This window comes from Egicoccus sp. AB-alg2, from assembly GCF_041821065.1.
In the GTDB taxonomy this organism is placed as follows: Bacteria; Actinomycetota; Nitriliruptoria; order Nitriliruptorales; family Nitriliruptoraceae; genus Egicoccus.
This window is the reverse complement of the sequence record NZ_JBGUAX010000001.1, coordinates 298674-319706: the sequence shown is the minus strand read 5'-3', so window position 1 is coordinate 319706 and position 21033 is coordinate 298674. Positions and strand designations below refer to the sequence as shown.

Genomic DNA, 21033 nt, shown 5'->3' with positions numbered 1-21033 from the left:
CCACGACGACCGGAGTACGCATGCGCGAGACCGACGACGACCTCGCCCGCCTGCGGGGCCTGCTGGAGCAGACCTACGCCCGTGCGGGTGACCACCTCCGTGCCATCCACCTGCCGGCCACCCGTGTGGACCCGGCCCGGCTGGTCCGTGAGCTCGACGGCATGCGGGTCCTGGTGGTGGCGACCGTGACCGCCGACGGGCGGCCGCTGACAGGCCCCGTCGACGGCTGGTTCTACCGCGGACGCTGGCACTTCGGGACCAGCCCGAGCTCCGTGCGGGCACGCCACCTCGCGCGGCGGCCGGCCGTCTCGGCCACCTACGCCGACGGCGAGCGCTTCGTGTGCACCGTCCACGGCACGGCCCAGGAGGTCGACCTGGCGACCTACGACGGCGGCGGCTTCAGCCACGTGCTGCGCGACTTCTACGGACAGGGCTGGCTGAACGAGGTCGGCAGCGGCGCGCCGTACTGGGCGATCGAGGCCGACCGGCTGCTCGCGGCGGACGTCTCCGTGCTGGCGGCCGGCGCCGGTTGACGCGCGCCCGTGCCGCGCCCGGCCGGCAGGCCGTCGAGGTGCCGGGTCAGCCGGCCCTCGTGGTGGTCGAGGTCGTGCCCGCCTCGGGATCGAAGGCGAGGCCGCCGGCTGCTACGTCCAGCACCTCGACGGCGTACTCGCCGGCCGGTCCGGTCATGCGGAAGCGGATGCGTCCCATCAGGTCCGTGGCGCCGGACACGACGCGTTCGCGCTCCGGACCCCGTACCCGGGCCTCTACGGCGAGGTCCGAGCAGCGCTTGTCCTCGGCGTCGCGCACCTCGACCAGGAACGTGACGCGATGGCGGCCGTCGTCCTGGGCTTCCGGGTCCAGCGCGCGCAGCGACGCCACCCGGACGGGCTCGGCGAACAGGCCCGTCTTCGGTAGCGCGTCGGGCTGCCGCTCGAGCGTGAACGCGGGTGTCGGTCGGGTCCGCAGGACGGCGCGACGGAGGCGGGCGAGCACCACGATGATCGGGTCCTGGTCGTCAGGAGGACAGGCGTGCGAACCGTACCCGTGCGCGCGCCCACCTCGGTGCCATGGCGTGCTCAGGTGACGACGTCGCCCTGCTGGCCCATGGTGCGCCGACCCTCGCCGGTGACCACGCCGGCCAGGCCGCGCAGGGCACGGCCGATGCCGGTGCCGGGGCCGTCCCAGTACTCGCCCTCGAGCACCTCGACCTCCAGCGCCACGAGGTCCGGGTCGTCGCGGCCGTCGAACCAGGCCTCCAGCACGGGGCTCCACAGTCGGTCGAGGACGGTGGGGTCGGTCGTCGTGCGGGCGGTGCCGGTCAGGGAGACGAACAGGCTGTCCTGCGGGTCGCTGACGGCCACCGTCATGGGGGTCGGCGTGTCGAGGTCGGCCACCCATTCGGCGGCCCTCGACGTGGCGAACCACAGGGTGGCGCCGTCACGCTCCAGGATGGTCATCGGCCGCGCATGCTGGTCGGGCGTGACCAGCATGGCGATGCGCTCCCCGTCGAGCAGGTCGTCGAGGCTGCGGGCGTCGTCGGTCACGGATCGCTCCTGTCGTCGTCGGGCCGGGCTCCGGGCGTCGCCGCGCACCTGACCGGTGCTGCGGGGCCTGCTCAGAGCTTCGGTGCCCCACGGCGCCAGCACCCGACCAGGTGGTCATCGACCAGGCCCATCGCCTGTTGGAAGGCGTAGACGGTGGTCGGGCCCACGAACGCCCACCCGCGCGCCTTCAGATCCTTGGACATCGCGGTCGACTCGGGGGAGATCGGACGAATGTCCTGCGGATTTCGTGGGACGGGCGTTTCGTCGGGGGCGAAGCGCCACACGTAGGCGTCCAGCGAGCCCTCGTCCTCCACGAGCTGCAGGTAGGCCCGCGCGTTCGTGATGGTGGCCTCGATCTTCGCGCGGTTGCGCACGATCCCGGGATCCGCGAGCAGACGGGCGACGTCGTCGTCGCCGTAGCCGGCGACCACCTCGGGGTCGAATCCGGCGAAGACCTCGCGGAACCGCGTTCGCTTGCGCAGGATGGTGAGCCACGACAGACCGGCCTGGAACGCCTCCAGGCACAGTTTCTCGAACAGGCGGACGTCGTCGTGGACGGGCACGCCCCATTCGTCGTCGTGGTAGGCGACGTAGATCGCATCGTCGCCACACCACCAGCAGCGGGTGCGTCCGTCCTCGCCCGCGCGTAGCCCGTCGTCCATCGTCACGTGCCTCCGTCGTCGCGCGACACGGTAGGGCCGGCCGCGGACCGGCACGGTCCGGGTGCCGGCCGCCAGGGGCGCGTGCGATTGACACGGCCACGGTCGGCTGCGACCCTCTCGGGTCACCCGCTGTGGGCGTGTTGCTTCGACGTGCCCGGGAACGGCGGGTCGTCGCGCCGGACACCCGCGTCCCGCGCGCTTCCCCAGCAGAACTCCACCGAACAAAAGAGACCCGACCCCGATGTCCGACGCCCCCCAGACCCCCGACCAGAACGCCGCCTCGCCCGACGCCTTCGTCGTCATGCAGGACCCCGGCAACACCATGACGTCGACCGGTGACGTCATCGTGGACAACGACCTGTCCGACGAGGACTTCGAAGCCGCACTCGAGGGCACCGTGGGCGCCGTCGAGGAGGGCAAGATCATCGAGGGCGTCGTCGTCAAGGTCGACCCCGACGAGGTCCTGCTCGACATCGGCTGGAAGTCCGAGGGCGTGATCCCGTCGCGCGAGCTGTCGATCAAGCTCGACGTCGACCCCAACGAGGTCGTGCAGGTCGGCGACGTCGTCGAGGCGCTCGTCATGCGCTCCGAGGACGAGGAGGGCCGCCTGGTCCTGTCCAAGAAGCGCGCCCAGTACGAGCGCGCCTGGGGCACGATCGAGCGGATCTACAACGAGGACCGCACCGTCCAGGGCACCGTCATCGAGGTGGTCAAGGGTGGTCTGATCCTCGACATCGGGCTGCGCGGCTTCCTGCCCGCGTCGCTGGTGGAGATGCGCCGCGTGCGCGACCTCGCGCCCTACGTCGGCGAGCAGCTCGAGTGCAAGATCATCGAGCTCGACAAGAACCGCAACAACGTCGTCCTGTCGCGGCGCAAGTTCCTCGAGGAGACGCAGAGCGAGTTCCGCAACGAGTTCCTCACCTCGCTGCAGAAGGGCGAGGTCCGCGCCGGTGTGGTGTCCAGCATCGTCAACTTCGGTGCGTTCGTGGACCTCGGCGGCGTCGACGGCCTGGTGCACGTCTCCGAGCTGTCCTGGAAGCACATCGACCACCCGTCGGAGGTCGTCGAGGTCGGCGACGAGGTCGAGGTCGAGGTGCTCGACGTGGACCTGGACCGCGAGCGCGTCTCGCTGTCGCTGAAGGCCACGCAGGAGGACCCGTGGCAGAAGTTCGCCCGCGAGCACGCGGTCGGCGAGGTCGTCGAGGGCGAGGTCACCAAGCTGGTGCCCTTCGGTGCCTTCGTGAAGGTCGCCGACGGCATCGAGGGCCTGGTCCACATCTCGGAGCTCGCCGACCGTCACGTCGAGGTGCCCGAGGCCGTCGTCAACGTCGGTGACAAGATCGACGTCAAGGTCATCGACATCGACACCGTCCGCCGGCGCATCAGCCTGTCGCTCAAGCAGGCCCAGGCTCCGGAGGCGGCCGACGTCCCGCAGGACCCCTACGACGCCGGCCCGGTCGTGGAGACCGCCTACTCGTCCGGCGGCGACGACGCCCCGGCCACCGGGACCCTGGCGGCCGCGTTCGCGCAGGCCGGCTTCAACCGCGAGGCGGCGCCCACGCCCGAGGAGATGGCGCTGGCCGAGGCCGAGCTGCCCGAGCAGCCCGAGCAGACGGAGCAGCCGGCGGCCGACGAGGACACCGACGAGGCCTGAGCCACCGCTCGACCCGTCCGTGTGCGCCCCGGCTCCCGTGCCGGGGCGCACGCACGTCCACGACCTCCCGAGGCAGCGCATGTACCTGGTCGGCCTGACCGGCGGCATCGGCAGCGGCAAGTCGACCGTCGCCCGACGCCTCGCCGAGCTGGGCGCCCCCGTGATCGACGCCGACCAGGTCGCCCGGGAGGTCGTCGCCCCGGGCGAGCCGGCGCTGGCCGAGTTGGCCGAGCGGTTCGGCGGACACCTCGTCGACGCCCGGGGCGATCTCGATCGTGCGGGGCTGGCCGCCATCGTGTTCGTCGACGACGAGGCGCGCCGGGACCTCGACCGCATCATGCATCCCCGCATCGCCGCCCGGATCGCGGAGCGGATCGCCGCGCTGGCCGCGAACTGGGACCGACCGGGCCCGCCGCTCGCCGTGGTCGACCATCCGCTGCTGATCGAGACCGGCCAGGCGGGCCGGTTCGACGCCGTCGTCGTCGTGCTCGCCCCCGAGGAGGAGCGCGTCCGACGACTGGTCGAGCAGCGCGGCCTGGACGAGGGTGACGCCCGGGCACGGGTCGCGGTGCAGTGCAGCGACGAGGAACGGCGTCGCGCGGCGACGCACGTGATCGTCAACGACGGAGACCTGCGCGCGCTGGTCGCCGCCGTCGACGACGTGCACGCGCACCTGGTCGCCGATGCACACCGACGGGGGTGAGAAGCCCGGTCTCGGGTATCCTTCCGAAGGGCGCGCGGCCGCGCCCTTTGCGGTTTCCGGGACGGAATGGTCGCTGCGAAGGTGATGTCGTGGTCGAGGACCTGAGGTTCGCGCTGTCGCTGGACGGCGACGTCCGTGCCGCGCTGGACGGCGCGGCGGCCGCCGACCTGGACGGGGACGCGGAACGCGCGTACCTCGCGACGCTCGAGGAGCTGACGGCGCTCCTGATCGAGGACGCCTCCCTCGAGGAGCTGCTCAGGCACGTCCTGGAGCTGACGTCGCGGGCCATCAGCACGTCGTCGGCGGTCAGCGTCACCGTGGTCGACGACCAGGGTCGATACCAGACCGCTGCACGCAGCAGCGAGGACGCCGAGCTGGTGGACGTCGTCCAGTACGAGCTGGTCCAGGGGCCGTGCATCGAAGCGCTCGAGTCGGGCGAGGAGCGCCACACGTCCGACTTCAGCGTGGACGAGCGATGGCCGGAGGTCAGCGAGCGCGCGACCGAGCTCGGCTTCCGATGCGTGGTCGCCGTGCCGCTGACCGTCAACGGCGTCGTCATCGGCGCGCTCAACGTGTTCGGCGCCGAGCCCGACGGCCTCAGCGAGCGCGACCGCGAGCTCACGCGGCGCATCGCCGCGCCGGCCGCCAGCACGCTGGCCAACGCGCGGGCCTTCCGGCGCGTGAACCGCCTCGCCGGGCAACTGCAGGAGGCGCTGGAGAGCCGCGTCGTCATCGAGCAGGCCAAGGGCGTGCTCATGGCCCGCGAGGGATGCGACGCCGACACGGCGTTCGCGTTGCTGCGCAAGGCCTCCCAGGACGCCAACCGGCGCCTGCGCGACGTGGCCCGCGCGGTGGTGGCACATCACGAGGCCGGCTCCTCCGGTGTCACGCGCGGCGAGAACGGCCTGGCGCGCGGCCGCGACCGGCCCTAGCAGGCCGTCAAGGGCGTCGCACCTGTCGGACGGGTGACCGAAACCGGTTGACAGATCCGGTCGTGCCTGCGACGGTCGGGGCCGAGAACCGGTTGAGAACACCAGCCGCCGGGTCGCCCCCAGGCTGGTGTTCCTTTTCGTTTCTGGGCTGTCGACACACGATCCGGCGGGAAGGTCGGTCGTGTTCGGGAAGCCACGCACACACGTCGGGTTCGTACTCGACGACGCGCTCGGTGCGCGGGGGCGGATGGCAGCGGTGCTGCCCCACCTCCGGTCGCGGGCGACGGTGCTGGGGCCTGTCGGCGTCGACGTCCCCCTGGATGCCGCGGTCGAACAGGTGCCGGTGAACGGACCCGCCGAGGTGCTGGCCTGGGTGGCGCGCGAACGACCCGACCTGCTGTTCGTCGACGGGCCGGACTCGCTGGTGCTGGCCGCCGCGCTGGGGGAGGTCCCGGTCGCCACCCTGCTGCGGCACGGCGAGCGGAGCGAGGAACGCGACCTGGTCCACGAGGTCGCCCACGGCCTGCTGGCGCCCTACCCGCGCGCCTTCGCGCCGCGCTCGACCGGGCCGATCGACGAGGCACGCGTGCAGCACGTGGGTTGGCTGCCGGCGCCGCTCGGCCCGGCACCGTCGCCGCTGCCCGCGGCCGGGAGTTCCGACGCCCGCCGCACGATGGTCGTCGTGACGGGGCGCCGCGGCGCGGGCGTCGAGCCGGCGGACCTGCGCGCGGCCGCCGCGGCCACGCCCGGCTGGCGGTGGCTGATCGCCGGCGAGACGACGGTCGCGCCGGCACCCGGCCTGGAGCCACTCGGCGTCCGGCACGACCTGCTCGCCGTGCTCAGGGCTGCGGACGCGGTCGTCGCCGGTGCATCGCTGAGCACGGTCGCGGCGGTCGCCGCCGCCGACGTGCCCATGTTGGCCGTGCCCCGGTCGGGGCGACGGGGGGCCGAGGACGAGTTCGCGGCCCTGCTCGGCGCGCTCGGCGCGGCGGTGCCGCTGCACCGCTGGCCGGCCCCGGAGCAGTGGGACGAACTCCTCGACGGTGCGGCGCGGATGGATCGCGCCTCGCTACGCGAGGGATGGGACGGCGGCAGCCCGCTGCGGGCCGCCACCGCCTTGGACGGGTGGGCCGGCGCGGCCGCGGGGGGCGCGCCGGACCCCGATCGACGTGCGCGGTTGCTGGCGTGGGCTTCGGCCGGGGACCTCCCCGACGTGCCCGACGCCCTCGCCGGCGCGGGGGTGCCCATGGTCGGCACCTGACCAACCGCTCGGTGGGGTGGACCGGCAGCGGAGGTTCGGTCCCCCTCGCCAGCAGGCCCACCTCAGGGGGGCTCACCGGCCCGGACCGACCGGGCGGCCGATGGAGGGCGGCCGCCATGCGGTCCGGGCCGGTCCGCGTCCCGGAGGTACGCTCGGCCGCATGTCCGAACTCGCCACGCCCTTCGCTGCCCGCCGTCGCGACCTCGACGAACGCCGCTCCGGCGACGGACGGTTCCGGGTCGTCAGCGACTTCACCCCCTCGGGTGACCAGCCGCGTGCCATCGAGCAGATCGCGGAGGCCTTCGAGGCCGGCGAGCGGGCCGTCACCCTCCTGGGCGCGACCGGCACCGGCAAGACCTTCACGGCCGCGAAGGTCCTCGAGCAGCTGCAGCGGCCGTGCCTGGTGATGGCGCCGAACAAGACGCTGGCGGCGCAGCTCGCCAACGAGTTCCGCGACTTCCTCCCGGACAACGCCGTCGAGTACTTCGTCAGCTACTACGACTACTACCAGCCGGAGGCCTACATCGCCTCCAGCGACACCTACATCGAGAAGGACTCGTCGATCAACGACGAGATCGACCGGCTTCGTCACCGGGCCACCATGGCCCTGCTGTCGCGCCGCGACGTGGTCGTGGTCGCCTCGGTGTCGTGCATCTACGGCCTCGGCTCCCCGCACGAGTACGAGGACCACGTGCTGTGGTTGCGTTCGGGCGAGGAGGTCGGACTGGACGCCTCGATGCGCAAGCTCGTGGACCTGCAGTACGCCCGCAACGACCTCAACCTCATCCGCGGCACCTTCCGCGTCCGCGGCGACACCCTCGAGGTGTTCCCCGCGGACGACGAGCGGGCCGTGCGCGTGGAGTTCTTCGGCGACGAGATCGACCGGATCGTACGTGTCGACCCGCTCACGGGCGAGGTGTCGCGGCCGGTGGAGCAGGTCGGCATCTTCCCGGCCTCGCACTACGTCTCCTCGCCCGAGGCGCTGCAGCGGGCGCTCGGCTCCATCGAGACGGAGTTGGCGCAGCGACTGGCGGACCTCGAGGGCCAGGGCAAACTGCTGGAGGCCCAGCGGCTGCGCATGCGGACCAACTACGACCTGGAGATGATCCGCGAGGTCGGGTTCTGCAACGGCATCGAGAACTACTCGCGCCATTTCGACGGGCGGGCGCCCGGCTCGCCGCCCTACACGCTGCTCGACTACTTCCCGGACGACTTCGTCGTCTTCCTCGACGAGTCCCACGTGACCGTGCCGCAGATCGGCGGCATGTACGAGGGCGACCGCTCCCGCAAGGACGCCCTGGTCGAGCACGGCTTCCGGCTGCCGTCCGCCTTCGACAACCGGCCGCTCACCTTCGACGAGTTCCTGGAGCGCATCGGGCAGCGGCTGTTCATCTCGGCGACGCCCAGCGCCTACGAACGGCGCGAGTCCGACACGATCGCGGAGCAGATCATCCGGCCGACCGGGCTGGTCGACCCGCAGGTCGTCGTGCGGCCCACCACGGGCCAGATCGACGACCTGATGGAGCAGATCCGCCAGCGCACCGAGCGTGACCAGCGCGTGCTCGTGACCACGCTGACGAAGAAGATGGCGGAGGACCTGACCGACTACCTGCTGGAGAACGGCGTCCGGGTCCGGTACCTGCACTCCGACATCGACACCGTCCAGCGGGTGGAGATCCTGCGATCGCTGCGGCTGGGGGAGTTCGACGTCCTCGTCGGCATCAACCTCCTGCGCGAGGGCCTGGACCTGCCGGAGGTGTCGCTGGTCGCCATCCTCGACGCCGACAAGGAAGGCTTCCTGCGCTCGGAGACGTCGCTGATCCAGACGATCGGTCGCGCCGCCCGCAACGTCGACGGCCAGGTCGTGATGTACGCCGACCAGGTCACCGAGGCCATGGCGCGGGCGCTGGAGGAGACCGAGCGGCGGCGCGAGAAGCAGTTGGCGTACAACCGCGAGCACGGCATCGACCCGCAGACGGTGCGCAAGCGCGTCGGTGACATCATCGCGGCCGTGCGCGCCGAGGAGCAGGGCGAGGACTACCGCCCGGACGACTCGCCGAGCGCCCGGGACGCGGTCGACGTCTCCGAGGTGCCGCAGGAGGACCTGCGTGCGCTCATCCAGCGCCTCGAGGAGGAGATGCACGAGGCGGCGGCGGAACTGCGGTTCGAGTTCGCGGCGCGACTGCGTGACGAGCTCGCCGACCTCAAGCGCGAGTTGGCCGGCATGGAGGCCGCCAACGTCTGACGGGCGCGTACAGCGCCTACGGCACCACCGGTGCGACCGGGCCGGCGTGCAACCCCAGCCGGTGCATCGCGGCCACGTCGCCGGCGCCCGCGGCGAACATGACGGTGCGCAGTTCGTCGAGGAACTCCTCGATCCACGCGACGACGGCGTCGGCGCCCGCCAGCGCCGGCGCGAGCAGCGGCCGTGCCACCGCCACGGCCGAGGCGCCGAGGAGCAGCGCCCGGGCGGCGTCCGTGCCGTTGCGGATGCCGCCGGAGGCGATGCGCGGGATCTCCGGCAGTTCGCTGCCCACCTCGAGCAGGGCCCGGGCCGTCGGGACGCCGATCTCGGCCACGTCGGGACGCACGACCGCGCCGTGGGCGACGAACTGCTCGACCCGTGCCCATGACGTGCCGCCGGCGCCGGCCACGTCGACCGCCCCCAGCGGCAGGCCGGCCAACTGCCGGGCGGCCCGCCGGCCGATGCCGTGACCGACCTCCTTGACCACGACCGGGACCGGCAGCGCCTCGGCAAGGCGCGCCAGGTGGTCACGACCGCCCCGGAAGTCGACGTCGCCGCCCTGGATGGCTTCCTGCAGCGGGTTGCAGTGCACGGCCAGCGCGTCGGCGCCGACCTCGTCGACGGCCTGCTCGGCCTCGGCCGGGCCGTAGCCGGCCACGAACTGGGCAAGGCCGAGGTTGCCCACCAGCAGCACGTCCGGTGCCAGGTCGCGCACCTGGAAGCTGTGGCGTGCCTCGGGGCGCTCGAGCATGACGCGCTGCGAGCCGAGCATCAGCCCGACCCCGCAGCGCTGGGCCGCCTCGGCGAGGGCCCGGTTGATGCGACCGCCGCGTTCCTCGCCGCCGGTCATCGCTCCGATCAGGAACGGCGCGCGCAACCGTCGGCCGAGCAGCGAGGTGCCCAGGTCGATCCCGTCGCGGTCCAGGTCGGGCAGCGCGTGGTAGGGGACCTCGACGTCCTCCAGCCCGGTGGTGCGGGTCTGGAAGTCGACCGTCTCCTCGAGGCAGACCTCGAGGTGGCGGCGCTTGCGGTCGAGGATCCCCTCAGGCACGCACCGTCTCCCCGAGCCGGGCGGGCGGGTGCTCGTCCACGATCCGTTCCGTGACCAGGCGGGCGGAGAGCATCACCATCGGCACGCCGGCCCCGGGGTGGGTGGAGGAGCCGACGTAGTACAGGTCGCGCAGGTGTGGGTCCTTGTTGTGTGGCCGCAGGTAGCCGACCTGGCTCACCGAGTGCGACAGCCCGAAGGTCGCGCCGCGGTCGAGCGAGAACTCGTCGGCCCACCGCGGCGGGTCGATGACCTCCTCGAGCACGATCCGGTCGCGCAGGTCGACCCCCTTGGCGGCCAGGTCGGTCAGCACGTAGTCGCGCACACGGTCCCGTTCGTGTTCCCAGTCGATGGGTGCGTCGGAGTTGCTGTGGGGCACCAGAACGTAGGCGATGTGGTGTCCGTCCGGCGCCAGCGACGGGTCGGCCAGGGTCGGCACGTGGACGTAGTAGGACGGGCGCTCGTGCACACGGCCGGCGAAGACGTCGCTGAAGTTGCCCTCGTAGTCGTCGCCGAACACGACGTTGTGTGCCCGCAGGTCGCCGAGGTCGCCGCGGACCCCGAAGTAGAAGTTCAATGCGGACGGTCCGTAGCGCAGCTTCTTGCCCAGCGGGTGGCGTGGCTCGCGGCCCAGCAGCCGCCGCTGTGCCCACGGCCAGTCGGCGTTGACGAGGGTCAGGTCGGCTTCGAGGTCGCCGTCGTCGAAGTGCAGGCCCGCCGCGCGGCCGCCCCGCTGGATGACGCCGGTGGCGGGGTGGTCACAGACGACGTCGACGCCGAGGTCGCGGCACAGCCGTACCAGCCCCTCCACGAGGCCGTACATGCCGCCGTCGGTGAAGTGCACGCCCTCGACGGTGTCGTTGTAGGGCAGCAGCGCGTAGATGGCGGGGGCCGTGAACGGGTTCATCCCGATGTACATGGCGTTGAAGGTGAACAGCTGGCGGAGCCGCGGGTCCTTGAAGTGGCGTCCGACCAGTTTGTGCATCGGTTCGTAGACCCGCAGCGAGACGAACTGGGGCAGGTTCGAGATGCCGAACATCTCGCGCAGCGAGCGGAAGTTGCGCTCGACGAAGTGCTCGCGCGCGCCGCGGTAGAGCTTGTCGCCGATGGCCGCGAAGTCGTCGAAACGGGCGCCCGCGCCCGGCTCGATCTGGTCGAGCTCCGCCTTCAGGGCCTCGCGTTCCACGCGGGCCTCCATGCGCGCGCCGTCGGCGAAGAACACCTTGTAGGCGGGGTCGAGACGGCGGATCGTGACGTAGTCGGCGGGGTCGGCCCCGACGTCGGCGAACGTGGCTTCGACGATGTCGCGCATCAGCAGGATGCTGGGACCGGTGTCGATCCGGAAGCCGTCGCGCTGGATGACGTTGCCGCGCCCGCCGGGGCGGGGCAGCCGTTCGTGGACCTGGACGTCGTAGCCGGCGTGGGCGAGCCGTGCGGCGGCGGACAGGCCGCCGATGCCGGCACCGAGGACGAGTGCACGTGTCACGGTCGGTCGCTTTCGTGCGGGGCGCGGGAGGCGCCGGCGGCGGAAGAGGCGGGGGAGTGACCCCGCACGAGCCGGAGCGGCCCGCGCGGTGCGATGGTGACGGCGGCCACCGGGCTCGGGTCGCCCGCGACCGCCCGCAGCGACTGCTGCAGCACGGCCTCGAGCGCCTCGTCGAGCATCAGGCGCGCCAGGTGGGTTCCGAGGCAGGTTCGTTGCCCGGCACTGAACGGGATGTAGGTCCAGGCCCGGATCCCGACCTCGAACCGGGTCGGGTCGAAGACGTCCGGCCGTTCCCACAGCTCCGGCCGGCGGTGGGTGAGCATCGGGCTGTAGAACGCCATGGTCCCGACCGGCAGCGGAGTACCCTCGAAGCTGGTGTCCCGTGCGACCCGCCGGGCACCGATGAAGCCCGGCGGGTGCAGCCGCAGTACCTCGTCGACGGCCTGACGACGCCGATCGGCCGGCTGCCAGGTGGGATGCGCGGCGAGGTACCACAGTGCCCAGGCCAGCGTGTGAGCGCTGGTGTCGAAGCCGGCCGCGAGCCCGACCCGCAGCTCCTCGACGGCGCCGGGCACGCTGGCAAGAGCGGCCGCGAGGTCGTCGGCCTGCGGGTCGTCGCGCCGCAGCGCCAGTTGGCGCGACAGCTCGCGCCGCACGGCGCGGCGTGCCCCGGGCCGCGGGATCAGCGCCGAGGGCATGCCCTCCTCGAGCGGGCGGAGGTACTCGGCGAGCAGGTCGGCCGGGAAGCGGCCGGAGAACAGCGCGGCGTTGAGCATCGCGGGCACCGCGTGGAGGGCCCAGTCCAGGCCGTCGAACTCGCCGACGGGGACCATCGCGTCGACGGCGGCGCGGACGCGTGCGCGCAGCTTGTCCACGTCGCGGTAGCGCGGCTCCAGCACGAGGCGGCGTGGCCGGTGGGCCGGGGCGTCGGTGGTGATGATGCCGCCGGCGAGGTGGGGGATCAGCGCCGGCATGCTCCGGCGGGCCACGAACGTCTCGCCGTCGCGGAGCACGAACCGGTTCCAGGCCGGGGAGGCGCCGACGACGGCCGGCCGCCGGGGCAGGCGCAGCTCGAACACCGGCCCGAGCGCCGCGCCCTCCTCGAGTAGGGCCAGCGGCTCCTGGCCCCAACGCCCGAGGTGGCCGTGCACGGGGTGACCGGCGGGCGAGGGCAGGCCCGTGTGGGAGGTGGTCGCGGGTGCCGCCGTCATCCGCCCACCTCGAAGCTGCGGCCCTTCCAGGTCTGGCGTCGCTGCAGGGCCCGCAGCGCGACCGGCAGGCCGGCGATCGGCAGCAGCGGTGCGAGCACCGCCTCCAGCGGGTCGCGCCGGGTCGTGGCGGCGACGACGGCCCGCTGGGCGATCCCCAGGGCCAGCGGCAGGCGCCAGGCCGGGTGCCGGGGCGCCAGCGCGGCCGGCAGCGTGTAGGCCAGCCCGTGCCACGCCACGTCCGCGAGCAGCAGTCCGCGACTGCGGCCGTGGGCGGTGAGCAGGTTCTTGCCGAACCCCGCCAGCGCCTCGCGGTAGCCGCGGTACATGCGGGTGTGGACCACGCCGTCGCCCAGCGCCAGGGCGACGGCGTTGCCCTCGCGGCGGGCCAGCCGGCCGAAGGCGACGTCCTCGACGATCCGGCCGCGGACGCCCGCCCAGCCGCCGATGGCGTCGTAGACCTCGCGGTGGATCGCGATCGCCTGGCCGTTGGCGGTCACGGCGTGCGGTGACACGTCGGCGTGCAGGAGCGGGTAGGGCAGGCCCGACAGCAGCACCTCGTCGATCACGGGCACCGTCAGCCGCTCACCCCAGGTGACCGTGTCCTGGGTCGGGAAGATCGAGCCGACGCGGGCGCCCTGGGCCTCCAGCGCGTCGAGGAAGCCGGCCACGGCGCCCGGTTCCCAGTACACGTCCGCGTCGGTGAACACCAGCCAGTCACCGCGGGCCGCCTCGGCCAGCTGGTGCAGTGCCCACGCCTTGCCGAGCCAGCCGTCGGGCAGCGGCGCACCCGTCAGGACCTTGACGCCCTCGACGGCCGCGGCCACCTCGGCGGTGCCGTCCTCGGAGTGGTCGTCCAGCACCAGCACCTCACCGGCTCCCTGCCGCGCCAGACCCGGCAGCGTCAGCGGCAGGTTGCCGGCCTCGTCGCGGGCGGGCACGAGCACGGAGACCCGTTCGAGGTCGCCGCGCACCGCGGCGCGTATGCGGGGGAAGGTGCGCCAGTTCACGACGTTGACCGCGATCCGGCCGGCGAGGAACGCGACGACCAGGCGCCGCAGGAGCGTCAACGGGCCCATGCGAGCACCTCGGACCTGACGGAGGCGAACAGGACCATGCCCTGCACGACGACGAGGTTGGTGACGAGGAAGAACGTGGCTTCCTCCACCGGCAGCGGGCCGAAGGCCAGCCCGGTGGTGTAGCGCTCGCTGATGGACCAGATGCCGTTGGCGATCGCGTAGCCGTCGGCCAGCCACAGGTACACCGTCGGCACGGCGACGGCGGGCCACAGCACGCGCAGGCGGTCAGCCAGCCAGCGGCCGCCGTACCACCACTGCAGGCCCAGCGGCGGGCCGATCCAGGCCAGGATGAGGCCGAGATAGCGGGTCGGTTCGTAGAGGACGAGCGCGCCGGCGGTGACGGTGCCGGCGACCCACGCGAGCACGGTCGAGCGGCTCGCCCGCTCACGGGGCGGCGGCGGCGCGAGCAGGTCGGCGCGGCGCATGAGCAGGATGGTCCAGCCGCCGGTCATCAGCGTCTGCAGGCCGAAGAAGAGGTACTCCTCGATCGGGACGTACCAGATCGTGCCCAGGACGCGGCCGTCGCCGTAGCCCCACACCTCGCTCGCGACCAGGTAGTTGTCCCAGGGCGTGGTCCACACGTACGCGATCACGACCAGCGTCAGCAGGCCGGCACCCAGCCAGGGCCGCTCCCGCAGGGTCCGGACGACCGGGACGGCCAGCAGCAGCAGGGGCGGGAGCAGGAAGACGAGGAGGAACTGCAGGTACGTCACCCCGCGCCTCCCGTGCCGGTGCCCGCCAGGGGTTGCGGGGACGGGGCGGCGGGGGCGGTGCCGGCGGCCCGGGTGGCGCTGCGGGCCTCGGCGAGCAGGCGGGCACGGCGGGCCGGCGGCACGCTGGCGCGCTGCCGCAGGTTGTCCCAGCCACCGGCGCGCAACTCGTCGAGGATGGCGCGGTACTGGACGGCCGCATAGGCGACGGCGGTGCGGTGGTGGCGCAGGTGGTGCAGGCCGTCGAGTCCGATCTCGAAGCGCTGCTCGGCCTCGTGGGCGAGGTGCTCCATCAGCCGCCGGTAGCGGGGTCCGCGCACGTCGCTCCGTAGGTCGTCGAGCGTGACACCGTAGGCGGCCAGGAGGTCCGCCGGCAGGTAGACACGGTCCCGGGCGAGGTCCTCGCCGACGTCACGGAGGCAGTTCGTCAACTGCATCGCGCGGCCGAGCTGATCGGCGGCGTGCTCGGCGGCCGGGCCGTGCGCCCCGCAGATCGGGGCGATCATGAGGCCGACGGCCCCGGCGACCTGGAAGCAGTACCGGTCGAGGTCGGCGAAGGTGGCCAGGCGCACGCTGCCGAAGTCGGCGCGGAAGCCGTCGGCGAGGGCGTGGAAGGCGGCGCGTGGCACCGGGAATCGACGCACCGCCCAGGCCAGGGCCCGCTCCCAGGGCTCGACGGGCCGGCCGAGGTAGGCCTGTTCGATGCGGGTCTGCCAGACGGCGACGGCCTCCCGTGGGCGCGGCGCGAGGTCGGCGGCGTCGTCCCCGATCCGACAGGCGGCGTAGACTGCACGGGTGGCGCGCCGCCGCTCGCCGGTCATCAGGCAGCTGCCGAGCCAGAAGGTCGTGGAGTGGTGGCGGATGACGGCCGTGACCTCCGGCCAGACGTTGCTGCTGTCGCGGCCGGTCATGCGCCCACCGCCTCGGGCACCCGGGCGGACGGGACCGCGGCGGGCGGGGGGACCAACGCCCGTCCGAGCGTGCGCAGCGACGTGCGGGCCGGACCCGGTGGGAGCGCGCCGAGGTGGTCGTCGGCGCGGTCGAGGAAGCGTTCGACCAGTCGGCCGGCGCGTGTGACGGCGCCGCAGCCGTGCACGATCTGCATGGCTTCCTCGACGGCCGGCCGCGGGTGCGGGGGCGGGTCTCGCAGCACCGTCTGCAGTCGCACGCCCGCGGGGGAGCCGATGGCGTCGAGGACGGGCCAGGTGTACACGCCCAGCTCGAGGTCGTGGCCCACGGGCTTGCCGGCGACCTCGGCGCTGGCGGTCAGGTCGAGCAGGTCGTCGGCGAGCTGGAAGGCGACGCCGAGGGTGCGGCCCCAGGCCTCGGCGCGCGTTCGCATCGCCGGCGCCGCTCCCGCCATGGCCGCGCCGGCGCGGGCGGCGGCGGCGATCAGGCTGGCCGTCTTGCCGTCGACGACCTCGAGGTAGCCCGTCACCCCGACGTCGATGCGTCCGACGAGGCTGGCCTCCAGGCGCTCGCCTTCGACGAGCCGACGGTAGGTGCGCGCCAGCAGCCCGGGTACCTCGTCACCAGCGTCGGCGGCGGCCTCGAACGCCAGCGCGGTCAGGCGGTCGCCCGCGAGAACGGCCAGACGCTCGCCCCAGCGGGCGTTGGCGCTGGGTACGCCACGGCGGACGTCGGCGCCGTCGATCACGTCGTCGTGGTACAGCGTGCTCAGGTGCAGCAGTTCGCTCGCGCAGGCGGCGGCGGTGAGCCGGTCGCGCCCCGGCGCCCCGAGCGCGGTGGCCACCAGGACCGTGACCAGGGGTCGGAACCGCTTGCCGCCGGCGGTGAGCAGGTGACGACTGCTGCGGTCCGCGAGGGGATCGCGGGCGGCGACGGCCGCGTGCAGACGCCCCTCGACCGCCTCGAGACGAGCGGCCGCGTCTGCCCGAAGGGGTGGTTCGAGCAGGTTCAACGGGTCCACTGGCCGCTCCGCACGCCGATTCTCTGCCTCATGCAAACGTTCGATGCTCCTGCCGACCCGGATGGACCGGCTTCCAACGACAGGGTTCCACGGGGACGCCGGCCCGCTAGGGCTAGGCTGCCCGCCGATCAGGAGGCAGCACCGTGGATGTCTTGGCCGCGATCCACCAGGGCACGGGCTATCTGGTGGCCGTGATCGTGCTGGTGGTGGCCGGTGTGGCCTTCGGCCGGGCGCGCGACGCCCGGGAGTTCACGCCCGGTCCGTACGCCTTCGCGGCCGTGATGCTCGACCTGCAGGTACTGCTCGGTCTGGCGGTCTACGGCATGGGCCAGTACTGGGAGCACCCCTCGGCCCTGCTGCGCTACGTGCACCCGGTGTTGGCCGTCCTGGCACTGGTGGCTGCCCACCTCGGGGTGAAGCGCGGGCGTCGCCAGCGCATGGCCGTCGCGGCCCACCAGGCCGCCGGACGTGGCCTGGTCGTGGCCCTGGTGCTGGCGTTCGGGGCAGTGCTGACCGCGACGGTCGGGGCGCGCGGCATCCTCTGACCGCACCGTCCTGGTTCGGACCGGTCCTCCGACCAGGACGCCTGTCCTGTGTCCCCCGGGGCACTGATAGCGTCGCTCGGTGCAGTCGGGTGGCAAGCAAGAAGGTGCAGGTACGTGGAGCAGACGCCGCTGCTGGCGGCCTCGAGCCTCGCACGGTCGGTCGTCGACACGTCGGCGGGCGACCATCTCGTGGGCTTCTACGACGACGAGGCCTACCTCGCGCAGGCCGTGGCCGCGTTCCTCGCGCCCGGCCTGCTGGCCGGTGACGCCGGGGTGGTCGTCGCCACGCCCGAGCACCGGGACCGGTTCGACGCCGCCCTGCGCGAGGCGGGGGTCGACGTGGTCGGCGCCGTCCGCGCGGGCGCGCTCGTCCATGCCGACGCCTCGGACCTGATCGACCGGTTCCTGCTGGACGGCCGCCTCGACCGCGACGCGTTCCGGCGCATCGTGGGGGACGTCCTGACGCGGGCCGCTGGCGAGGGGCGCCGGGTGCGCGTCTTCGGCGAGATGGTGGCGCTGCTGTGGGACCGCGGGCACGTCCCGGCGGTGGTGGAACTCGAGGACGCCTGGAACGACCTCGCCGCCGACCACCCCTTCGTGCTGTTCTGTGCCTATCCGATGCACGCGTTCGACCGGTCGGAGTCGGCCGAGGCGTTCCGCGCGGTTCTACAGCGGCACAACCACGTGCTGCCCAGCGAGGTGCTGCAGCGCGTCGACGGTCCGGACGCCACCGAGCGCCTGGTGGCGCTGTTGCAGCAGGAGGCGGGCGCCGGGCGCGTGGAGATCGACCAGTTGCGGCGGCGTCAGCGCGAGCTCGAGGCGCTGCTCGAGCACCTGCGCGACCTGGACGCCGTCCGCAACGAGTTCGTGTCCATGGTGGTGCACGACATCCAGAGCCCGGCGACGGTGGTCGCCGCGCTGCTCGAACTGGTGCGTTCCCGCTGGCACGAGCTGCCACCCGACACGATCCAGGACCACCTCGGCACCGCCCTGGAGAGCATCCACCGCATCGAGCGGCTGACCGCCGACATCCTCACCGTGGCGCGCATCGATTCCGGCAGATTCACCTACGAGCTGCGGCCGATGGCGCTGCTCCCCGTCGTCCAGCAGGCCGTCGCGCACGTGCGCGACGCCACGCAGCGTGCCATCGTGGTCGACGCGCCCCGTGACCTCGCGCCGGTGCAGGCCGACGCCGATCGCCAGCTGCAGGTGCTGACGAACCTGCTGACGAACGCGGTCAAGTTCTCGCCGGACACCTCGGTCGTCCGGGTCTCGGTCGAGCAGGACACCGATCGCCAGGTCGTGCGCGTGCGCGACGACGGCGTCGGTATCGGTCGCGAGGAGCAGGCGGCCCTCTTCCTGCCGTTCTCGCGGCTGCGTGAGCGCGCCGACCGCCAGACCCGCGGGACGGGACTCGGGCTGCACACCGCCAAGGCGCTCGTGGAGGGCCAGGGCGGGCTGATCTGGGTGGAGAGCGAGGCCGGCAAGGGCTCGACCTTCAGCTACACCGTCCCGCTGGCCAGCGTGGCGCGCTGAACGGCGTCTCGCCCGGAGGGGTGCGGGTCCGTCCGGCGCACGACCAGCCGTGCCTCGTGGCGGCCCTCGTCCGTCCAACCCTCGTCCAGCTCGATCACCTCGACGTCGCACCACCCGGCCACCTCGGCCGCCAGCTGGCCCTCGTCCAGCAGCCACCGGCGGGCGGGCCGTTCGTGGCGCTCCAGGTTGCGGACCGTGGGCTGGCAGGCCAGCAGCAGCCCGCCGGGGGAGAGCGCCTGCGCGCCGGACCGCCACACGGCGAGGTCGAGGAAATGGTGGCACAGCACCACGTCCCACGGGCCCGCGGGCAGGCCGTCGGTGGTGACGTCGGCACGCACCACCTCGAGCGCGACGCCGACGGCGGCCGCCGCCTCGCGCGCCTGCCGGCAGGCCTCGTCGGAGACGTCCACCAGGGTCGTCCGCAACCCCCGTCGGGCGAGCCGGACGGCGTTACGGCCGGTCCCACCGGCGACGTCCAGGGCGCGGCCCGAACGCGGCAGCAGATCCTCCCTGGCGGTCAGGAAGCGCGCCGCGTCGGGGTGGCGTGCACGTGCGGCATGGCGCGTGTTCCACCGTGTGCGGGCCTCGTTCTCGGTCATGGTCGCCGCGGTGCCTCCGTTCGGGTCCGGGCAGGGCCGCCCATCAGCTGACCGACGGTGCCTGCACGGCCCAGCCGCCGGGGGACGGGCGCGCCATCGCTCGCACCATCGCGGCGCTGACCTGCCCGCTGAAGTCGGCCCACCAGGCGGGCGCCAGCGTGGGACGTGGCTGCGCCACGATCTGGCCGACGAGCCGGTCGGCCTCGTCGTCGCCGAGGCGCTGCGCGGCCGCCCACGTGGTCAACAGCCGGTCGAGGTGGGCTTGCCTTCGCTCGTCCATCGTCAGTCCTCGAGGTTCAGGGCCAGGCGTTCTCGGGCCTGGTGGAGCTTGTAGCGCACCGTGCCGGCCGGGAGGTCGAGCGCCTCACCGATCTGCTGGCTGGTCATGCTGCCGACGGTCGCCATCGTCAGGATCTGCCGCTGTTCGTCCGGGAGGGTCGCGATGGCCTGGTGCACGCGGGCCACCTCGTCGCGCCGGGACGCGCGGTCGGCGAGGTCCTCGGCCGCCGGGGCCGGTTGCCGCCCCAGGGCCGTGACCGTGGCGCGACGCGTCGCGGCGGCGCGGTAGCCGTCGACGACGAGGTTGCGGGCGACGGTGATCAGCCATCCGCGCAGGCGATCCTCCTCCAGGTCACCGACCTCGTCGAAGCGGTGCCACAGGCGCAGGAACGTCTCCTGCAGCAGGTCCCGCGCCATTTCCGGATCGGACGTGCGGCCGAGCAGGAAGCCGTGGAGCGCGTGTCGATGGGTCTCGAAGACCTGGCGGAAGGCGTCCTCGTCACCCGGGGGCACCGGCACTCCGTCGTGGGACGATCGTGCCGTGCTTCTCCCTGCAGAGGGCCTGGACGACCCCGACGGCCCCATCGGGCGCGGACAGTCGGCCGACGAGCGTGATCTCCTCGATCCTGCCCCGCAGGACCTCCGGCGTGACGTCGTCGGCGAACTCGACGTCGCCGACGAGGACCAGGGCGGTGCCGTCGTCGAGGGCTTCGAAGAAGTCGCGTCCGAACGACTCGTTGCCGAGGAAGAAGCGCGGTCGGCTCCCGCCGTACCAGACGAGCTGACCCTCGGCGGTCAGCACCGGCGCGAGCACCGCCTCGCTCGCACGTGGCAGCAGCAGCTGACCCGCGGCGACGACCAGCTGGAAGCCGACGGCGTCGACCTCACCCGTCACGATCGTCTGGCCGGCGACGAAGAGGACGTCACCGGGGTCGCCACCGGCATTCGCCAGGAACGCGCCGCTGATGCGGGACTGTCCCGAGAGCGTCCGGAAGCGCTGCCCCTCGACGTGGCGGAAGTACTGCACCGCGCCGGTCACCCGGGTCAGGCCGCTGCCCAGTGCCGTCTCGCTGCCGAAGGGTGCGAGCACCACACCGGTCACGACGATGCCGCGGTAGGTGACGGCCGGTACGGGGCTCGACAGCAGCAGACTGCCCGTGACGACGAGCACGGCGTCCTCGTTGTCCGGAGCCGCCAGCGCCTCGCCGCTCATCACCACCCCGCCCGTGTGCACCTGCGTGCGGGCGCCGTCCGCGATGGGCACGATGCTCGCGACGTTGGTCGTGGGGATCCTGGCCAGTGCGCCGGCGAGCGACTCGCGCACGAGGATCACCGCCACGTCGTCGATGCGGGCGATCGCTTCCAGCTCCTCGCGTTCGTGCAGGCTGGTGAGGTCCAGCAAGGCGACGTTGCTGATCACCCCGGTGGGTGTCGCGTCCATGGTCAGTTCCTCCTCAGGGTGATCGCGCCACGTGGCGACGTCCGGCGCCGGAGCGCGGCACGGGCTCGCGCGGCCCAGGTCGGTGCCCCACGGGCACGCCGCCGTCGCGGCAGCCTGCTCGCCTGCAGATCGCGCAGCAACTGCTCCTGCCGGGCGTGTACGGCTTCG

21 protein-coding genes and 1 pseudogene are annotated in these 21033 nt (G+C 73.1%); 8 read left to right on the top strand and 14 right to left on the bottom strand.

Annotation, left to right across the window (positions count from 1 at the left end):
- Window positions 1–20 precede the first annotated feature (20 nt).
- Entirely contained in the window at window positions 21–533 is a 513-nt protein-coding gene (locus tag ACERM0_RS01525; RefSeq protein ID WP_373676725.1) for a pyridoxamine 5'-phosphate oxidase family protein, read from the top strand.
- A 46-nt stretch (window positions 534–579) separates the two neighbouring features.
- Here the strand turns inward: ACERM0_RS01525 and ACERM0_RS01520 are convergent, their stop codons facing one another.
- From ACERM0_RS01520 to ACERM0_RS01510, 3 genes are all read right to left on the bottom strand, one after another.
- Window positions 580–999 (bottom strand): hypothetical protein, encoded by a 420-nt coding sequence (locus ACERM0_RS01520; protein WP_373676724.1) that lies wholly within the window; start codon window positions 997–999, stop codon window positions 580–582.
- 80 nt (window positions 1000–1079) lie between these two features.
- Window positions 1080–1547: a pyridoxamine 5'-phosphate oxidase family protein gene (locus ACERM0_RS01515; RefSeq protein ID WP_373676723.1), complete on the bottom strand. Its 468-nt coding sequence runs from the start codon at window positions 1545–1547 to the stop codon at window positions 1080–1082.
- A gap of 71 nt (window positions 1548–1618) precedes the next feature.
- Window positions 1619–2209 (bottom strand): DNA-3-methyladenine glycosylase I, encoded by a 591-nt coding sequence (locus ACERM0_RS01510; RefSeq protein ID WP_373676951.1) that lies wholly within the window; start codon window positions 2207–2209, stop codon window positions 1619–1621.
- Between the two features lie 301 nt (window positions 2210–2510).
- Between ACERM0_RS01510 and rpsA the strand changes: the two are divergent.
- From rpsA to uvrB, 5 genes and pseudogenes are all read left to right on the top strand, one after another.
- Window positions 2511–3650 (top strand): annotated as a pseudogene (gene rpsA, locus ACERM0_RS01505) (30S ribosomal protein S1); the annotation flags it as partial.
- Between the two features lie 292 nt (window positions 3651–3942).
- Window positions 3943–4566, top strand: coding sequence for a dephospho-CoA kinase (gene coaE / locus ACERM0_RS01500; protein WP_373676722.1), 624 nt, complete (start codon window positions 3943–3945; stop codon window positions 4564–4566).
- Window positions 4567–4655: 89 nt separating this feature from the next.
- A complete protein-coding gene (locus ACERM0_RS01495) occupies window positions 4656–5498 on the top strand; it encodes an ANTAR domain-containing protein (protein ID WP_373676721.1) in 843 nt (280 codons plus the stop codon).
- 181 nt (window positions 5499–5679) lie between these two features.
- Window positions 5680–6759, top strand: a complete 1080-nt coding sequence (locus ACERM0_RS01490; RefSeq protein ID WP_373676720.1) for a hypothetical protein — start codon at window positions 5680–5682, stop codon at window positions 6757–6759.
- 160 nt (window positions 6760–6919) lie between these two features.
- Window positions 6920–9004 (top strand): excinuclease ABC subunit UvrB, encoded by a 2085-nt coding sequence (gene uvrB / locus ACERM0_RS01485; protein ID WP_373676719.1) that lies wholly within the window; start codon window positions 6920–6922, stop codon window positions 9002–9004.
- 16 nt (window positions 9005–9020) lie between these two features.
- On the opposite strand, the gene fni is transcribed toward uvrB, so the two are convergent.
- Genes fni through ACERM0_RS01450 form a run of 7 tightly spaced genes read right to left on the bottom strand, consistent with a single transcriptional unit; the run spans window position 9021 to window position 16465 of the window.
- Window positions 9021–10055, bottom strand: a complete 1035-nt coding sequence (gene fni, locus ACERM0_RS01480; RefSeq protein WP_373676718.1) for a type 2 isopentenyl-diphosphate Delta-isomerase — start codon at window positions 10053–10055, stop codon at window positions 9021–9023.
- Entirely contained in the window at window positions 10048–11538 is a 1491-nt protein-coding gene (locus ACERM0_RS01475) for a phytoene desaturase family protein (protein WP_373676717.1), read from the bottom strand. Before ACERM0_RS01475 ends, fni begins: the two co-directional genes overlap by 8 nt.
- Window positions 11535–12749, bottom strand: a complete 1215-nt coding sequence (locus ACERM0_RS01470; protein WP_373676716.1) for a cytochrome P450 — start codon at window positions 12747–12749, stop codon at window positions 11535–11537. Before ACERM0_RS01470 ends, ACERM0_RS01475 begins: the two co-directional genes overlap by 4 nt.
- The gene (locus ACERM0_RS01465; RefSeq protein WP_373676715.1) at window positions 12746–13825 is read right to left on the bottom strand and encodes a glycosyltransferase family 2 protein; all 1080 of its coding nucleotides are present in this window, start codon (window positions 13823–13825) and stop codon (window positions 12746–12748) included. The genes ACERM0_RS01470 and ACERM0_RS01465 overlap by 4 nt, the downstream gene beginning before the upstream one ends.
- Window positions 13813–14538 (bottom strand): lycopene cyclase domain-containing protein, encoded by a 726-nt coding sequence (locus ACERM0_RS01460; protein ID WP_373676714.1) that lies wholly within the window; start codon window positions 14536–14538, stop codon window positions 13813–13815. The genes ACERM0_RS01465 and ACERM0_RS01460 overlap by 13 nt, the downstream gene beginning before the upstream one ends.
- Complete coding sequence (locus ACERM0_RS01455; RefSeq protein WP_373676713.1) at window positions 14535–15446, bottom strand: phytoene/squalene synthase family protein; 912 nt, start codon at window positions 15444–15446, stop codon at window positions 14535–14537. The genes ACERM0_RS01460 and ACERM0_RS01455 overlap by 4 nt, the downstream gene beginning before the upstream one ends.
- Window positions 15443–16465, bottom strand: a complete 1023-nt coding sequence (locus ACERM0_RS01450; RefSeq protein ID WP_373676712.1) for a polyprenyl synthetase family protein — start codon at window positions 16463–16465, stop codon at window positions 15443–15445. The genes ACERM0_RS01455 and ACERM0_RS01450 overlap by 4 nt, the downstream gene beginning before the upstream one ends.
- A gap of 143 nt (window positions 16466–16608) precedes the next feature.
- Between ACERM0_RS01450 and ACERM0_RS01445 the strand changes: the two genes are divergently transcribed.
- Window positions 16609–17010 (top strand): hypothetical protein, encoded by a 402-nt coding sequence (locus tag ACERM0_RS01445; RefSeq protein WP_373676711.1) that lies wholly within the window; start codon window positions 16609–16611, stop codon window positions 17008–17010.
- A 114-nt stretch (window positions 17011–17124) separates the two neighbouring features.
- Window positions 17125–18546 carry an ATP-binding protein gene (locus ACERM0_RS01440; RefSeq protein WP_373676710.1) on the top strand — a complete coding sequence of 474 codons (1422 nt, stop codon included), beginning with the start codon at window positions 17125–17127 and terminating at the stop codon, window positions 18544–18546.
- Here ACERM0_RS01440 and ACERM0_RS01435 read toward each other — a convergent pair.
- Genes ACERM0_RS01435 through ACERM0_RS01420 form a run of 4 tightly spaced genes read right to left on the bottom strand, consistent with a single transcriptional unit; the run spans window position 18513 to window position 20865 of the window.
- Window positions 18513–19145 carry a class I SAM-dependent methyltransferase gene (locus ACERM0_RS01435; RefSeq protein WP_373676709.1) on the bottom strand — a complete coding sequence of 211 codons (633 nt, stop codon included), beginning with the start codon at window positions 19143–19145 and terminating at the stop codon, window positions 18513–18515. The two genes, ACERM0_RS01440 and ACERM0_RS01435, sit on opposite strands and share 34 nt — an antisense overlap.
- 43 nt (window positions 19146–19188) lie before the next feature.
- Window positions 19189–19425 carry a hypothetical protein gene (locus ACERM0_RS01430; protein WP_373676708.1) on the bottom strand — a complete coding sequence of 79 codons (237 nt, stop codon included), beginning with the start codon at window positions 19423–19425 and terminating at the stop codon, window positions 19189–19191.
- Between the two features lie 2 nt (window positions 19426–19427).
- Window positions 19428–19937 carry an RNA polymerase sigma factor gene (locus tag ACERM0_RS01425; protein WP_373676707.1) on the bottom strand — a complete coding sequence of 170 codons (510 nt, stop codon included), beginning with the start codon at window positions 19935–19937 and terminating at the stop codon, window positions 19428–19430.
- Complete coding sequence (locus ACERM0_RS01420; protein ID WP_373676706.1) at window positions 19924–20865, bottom strand: hypothetical protein; 942 nt, start codon at window positions 20863–20865, stop codon at window positions 19924–19926. Before ACERM0_RS01420 ends, ACERM0_RS01425 begins: the two co-directional genes overlap by 14 nt.
- Window positions 20866–21033 lie beyond the last annotated feature (168 nt).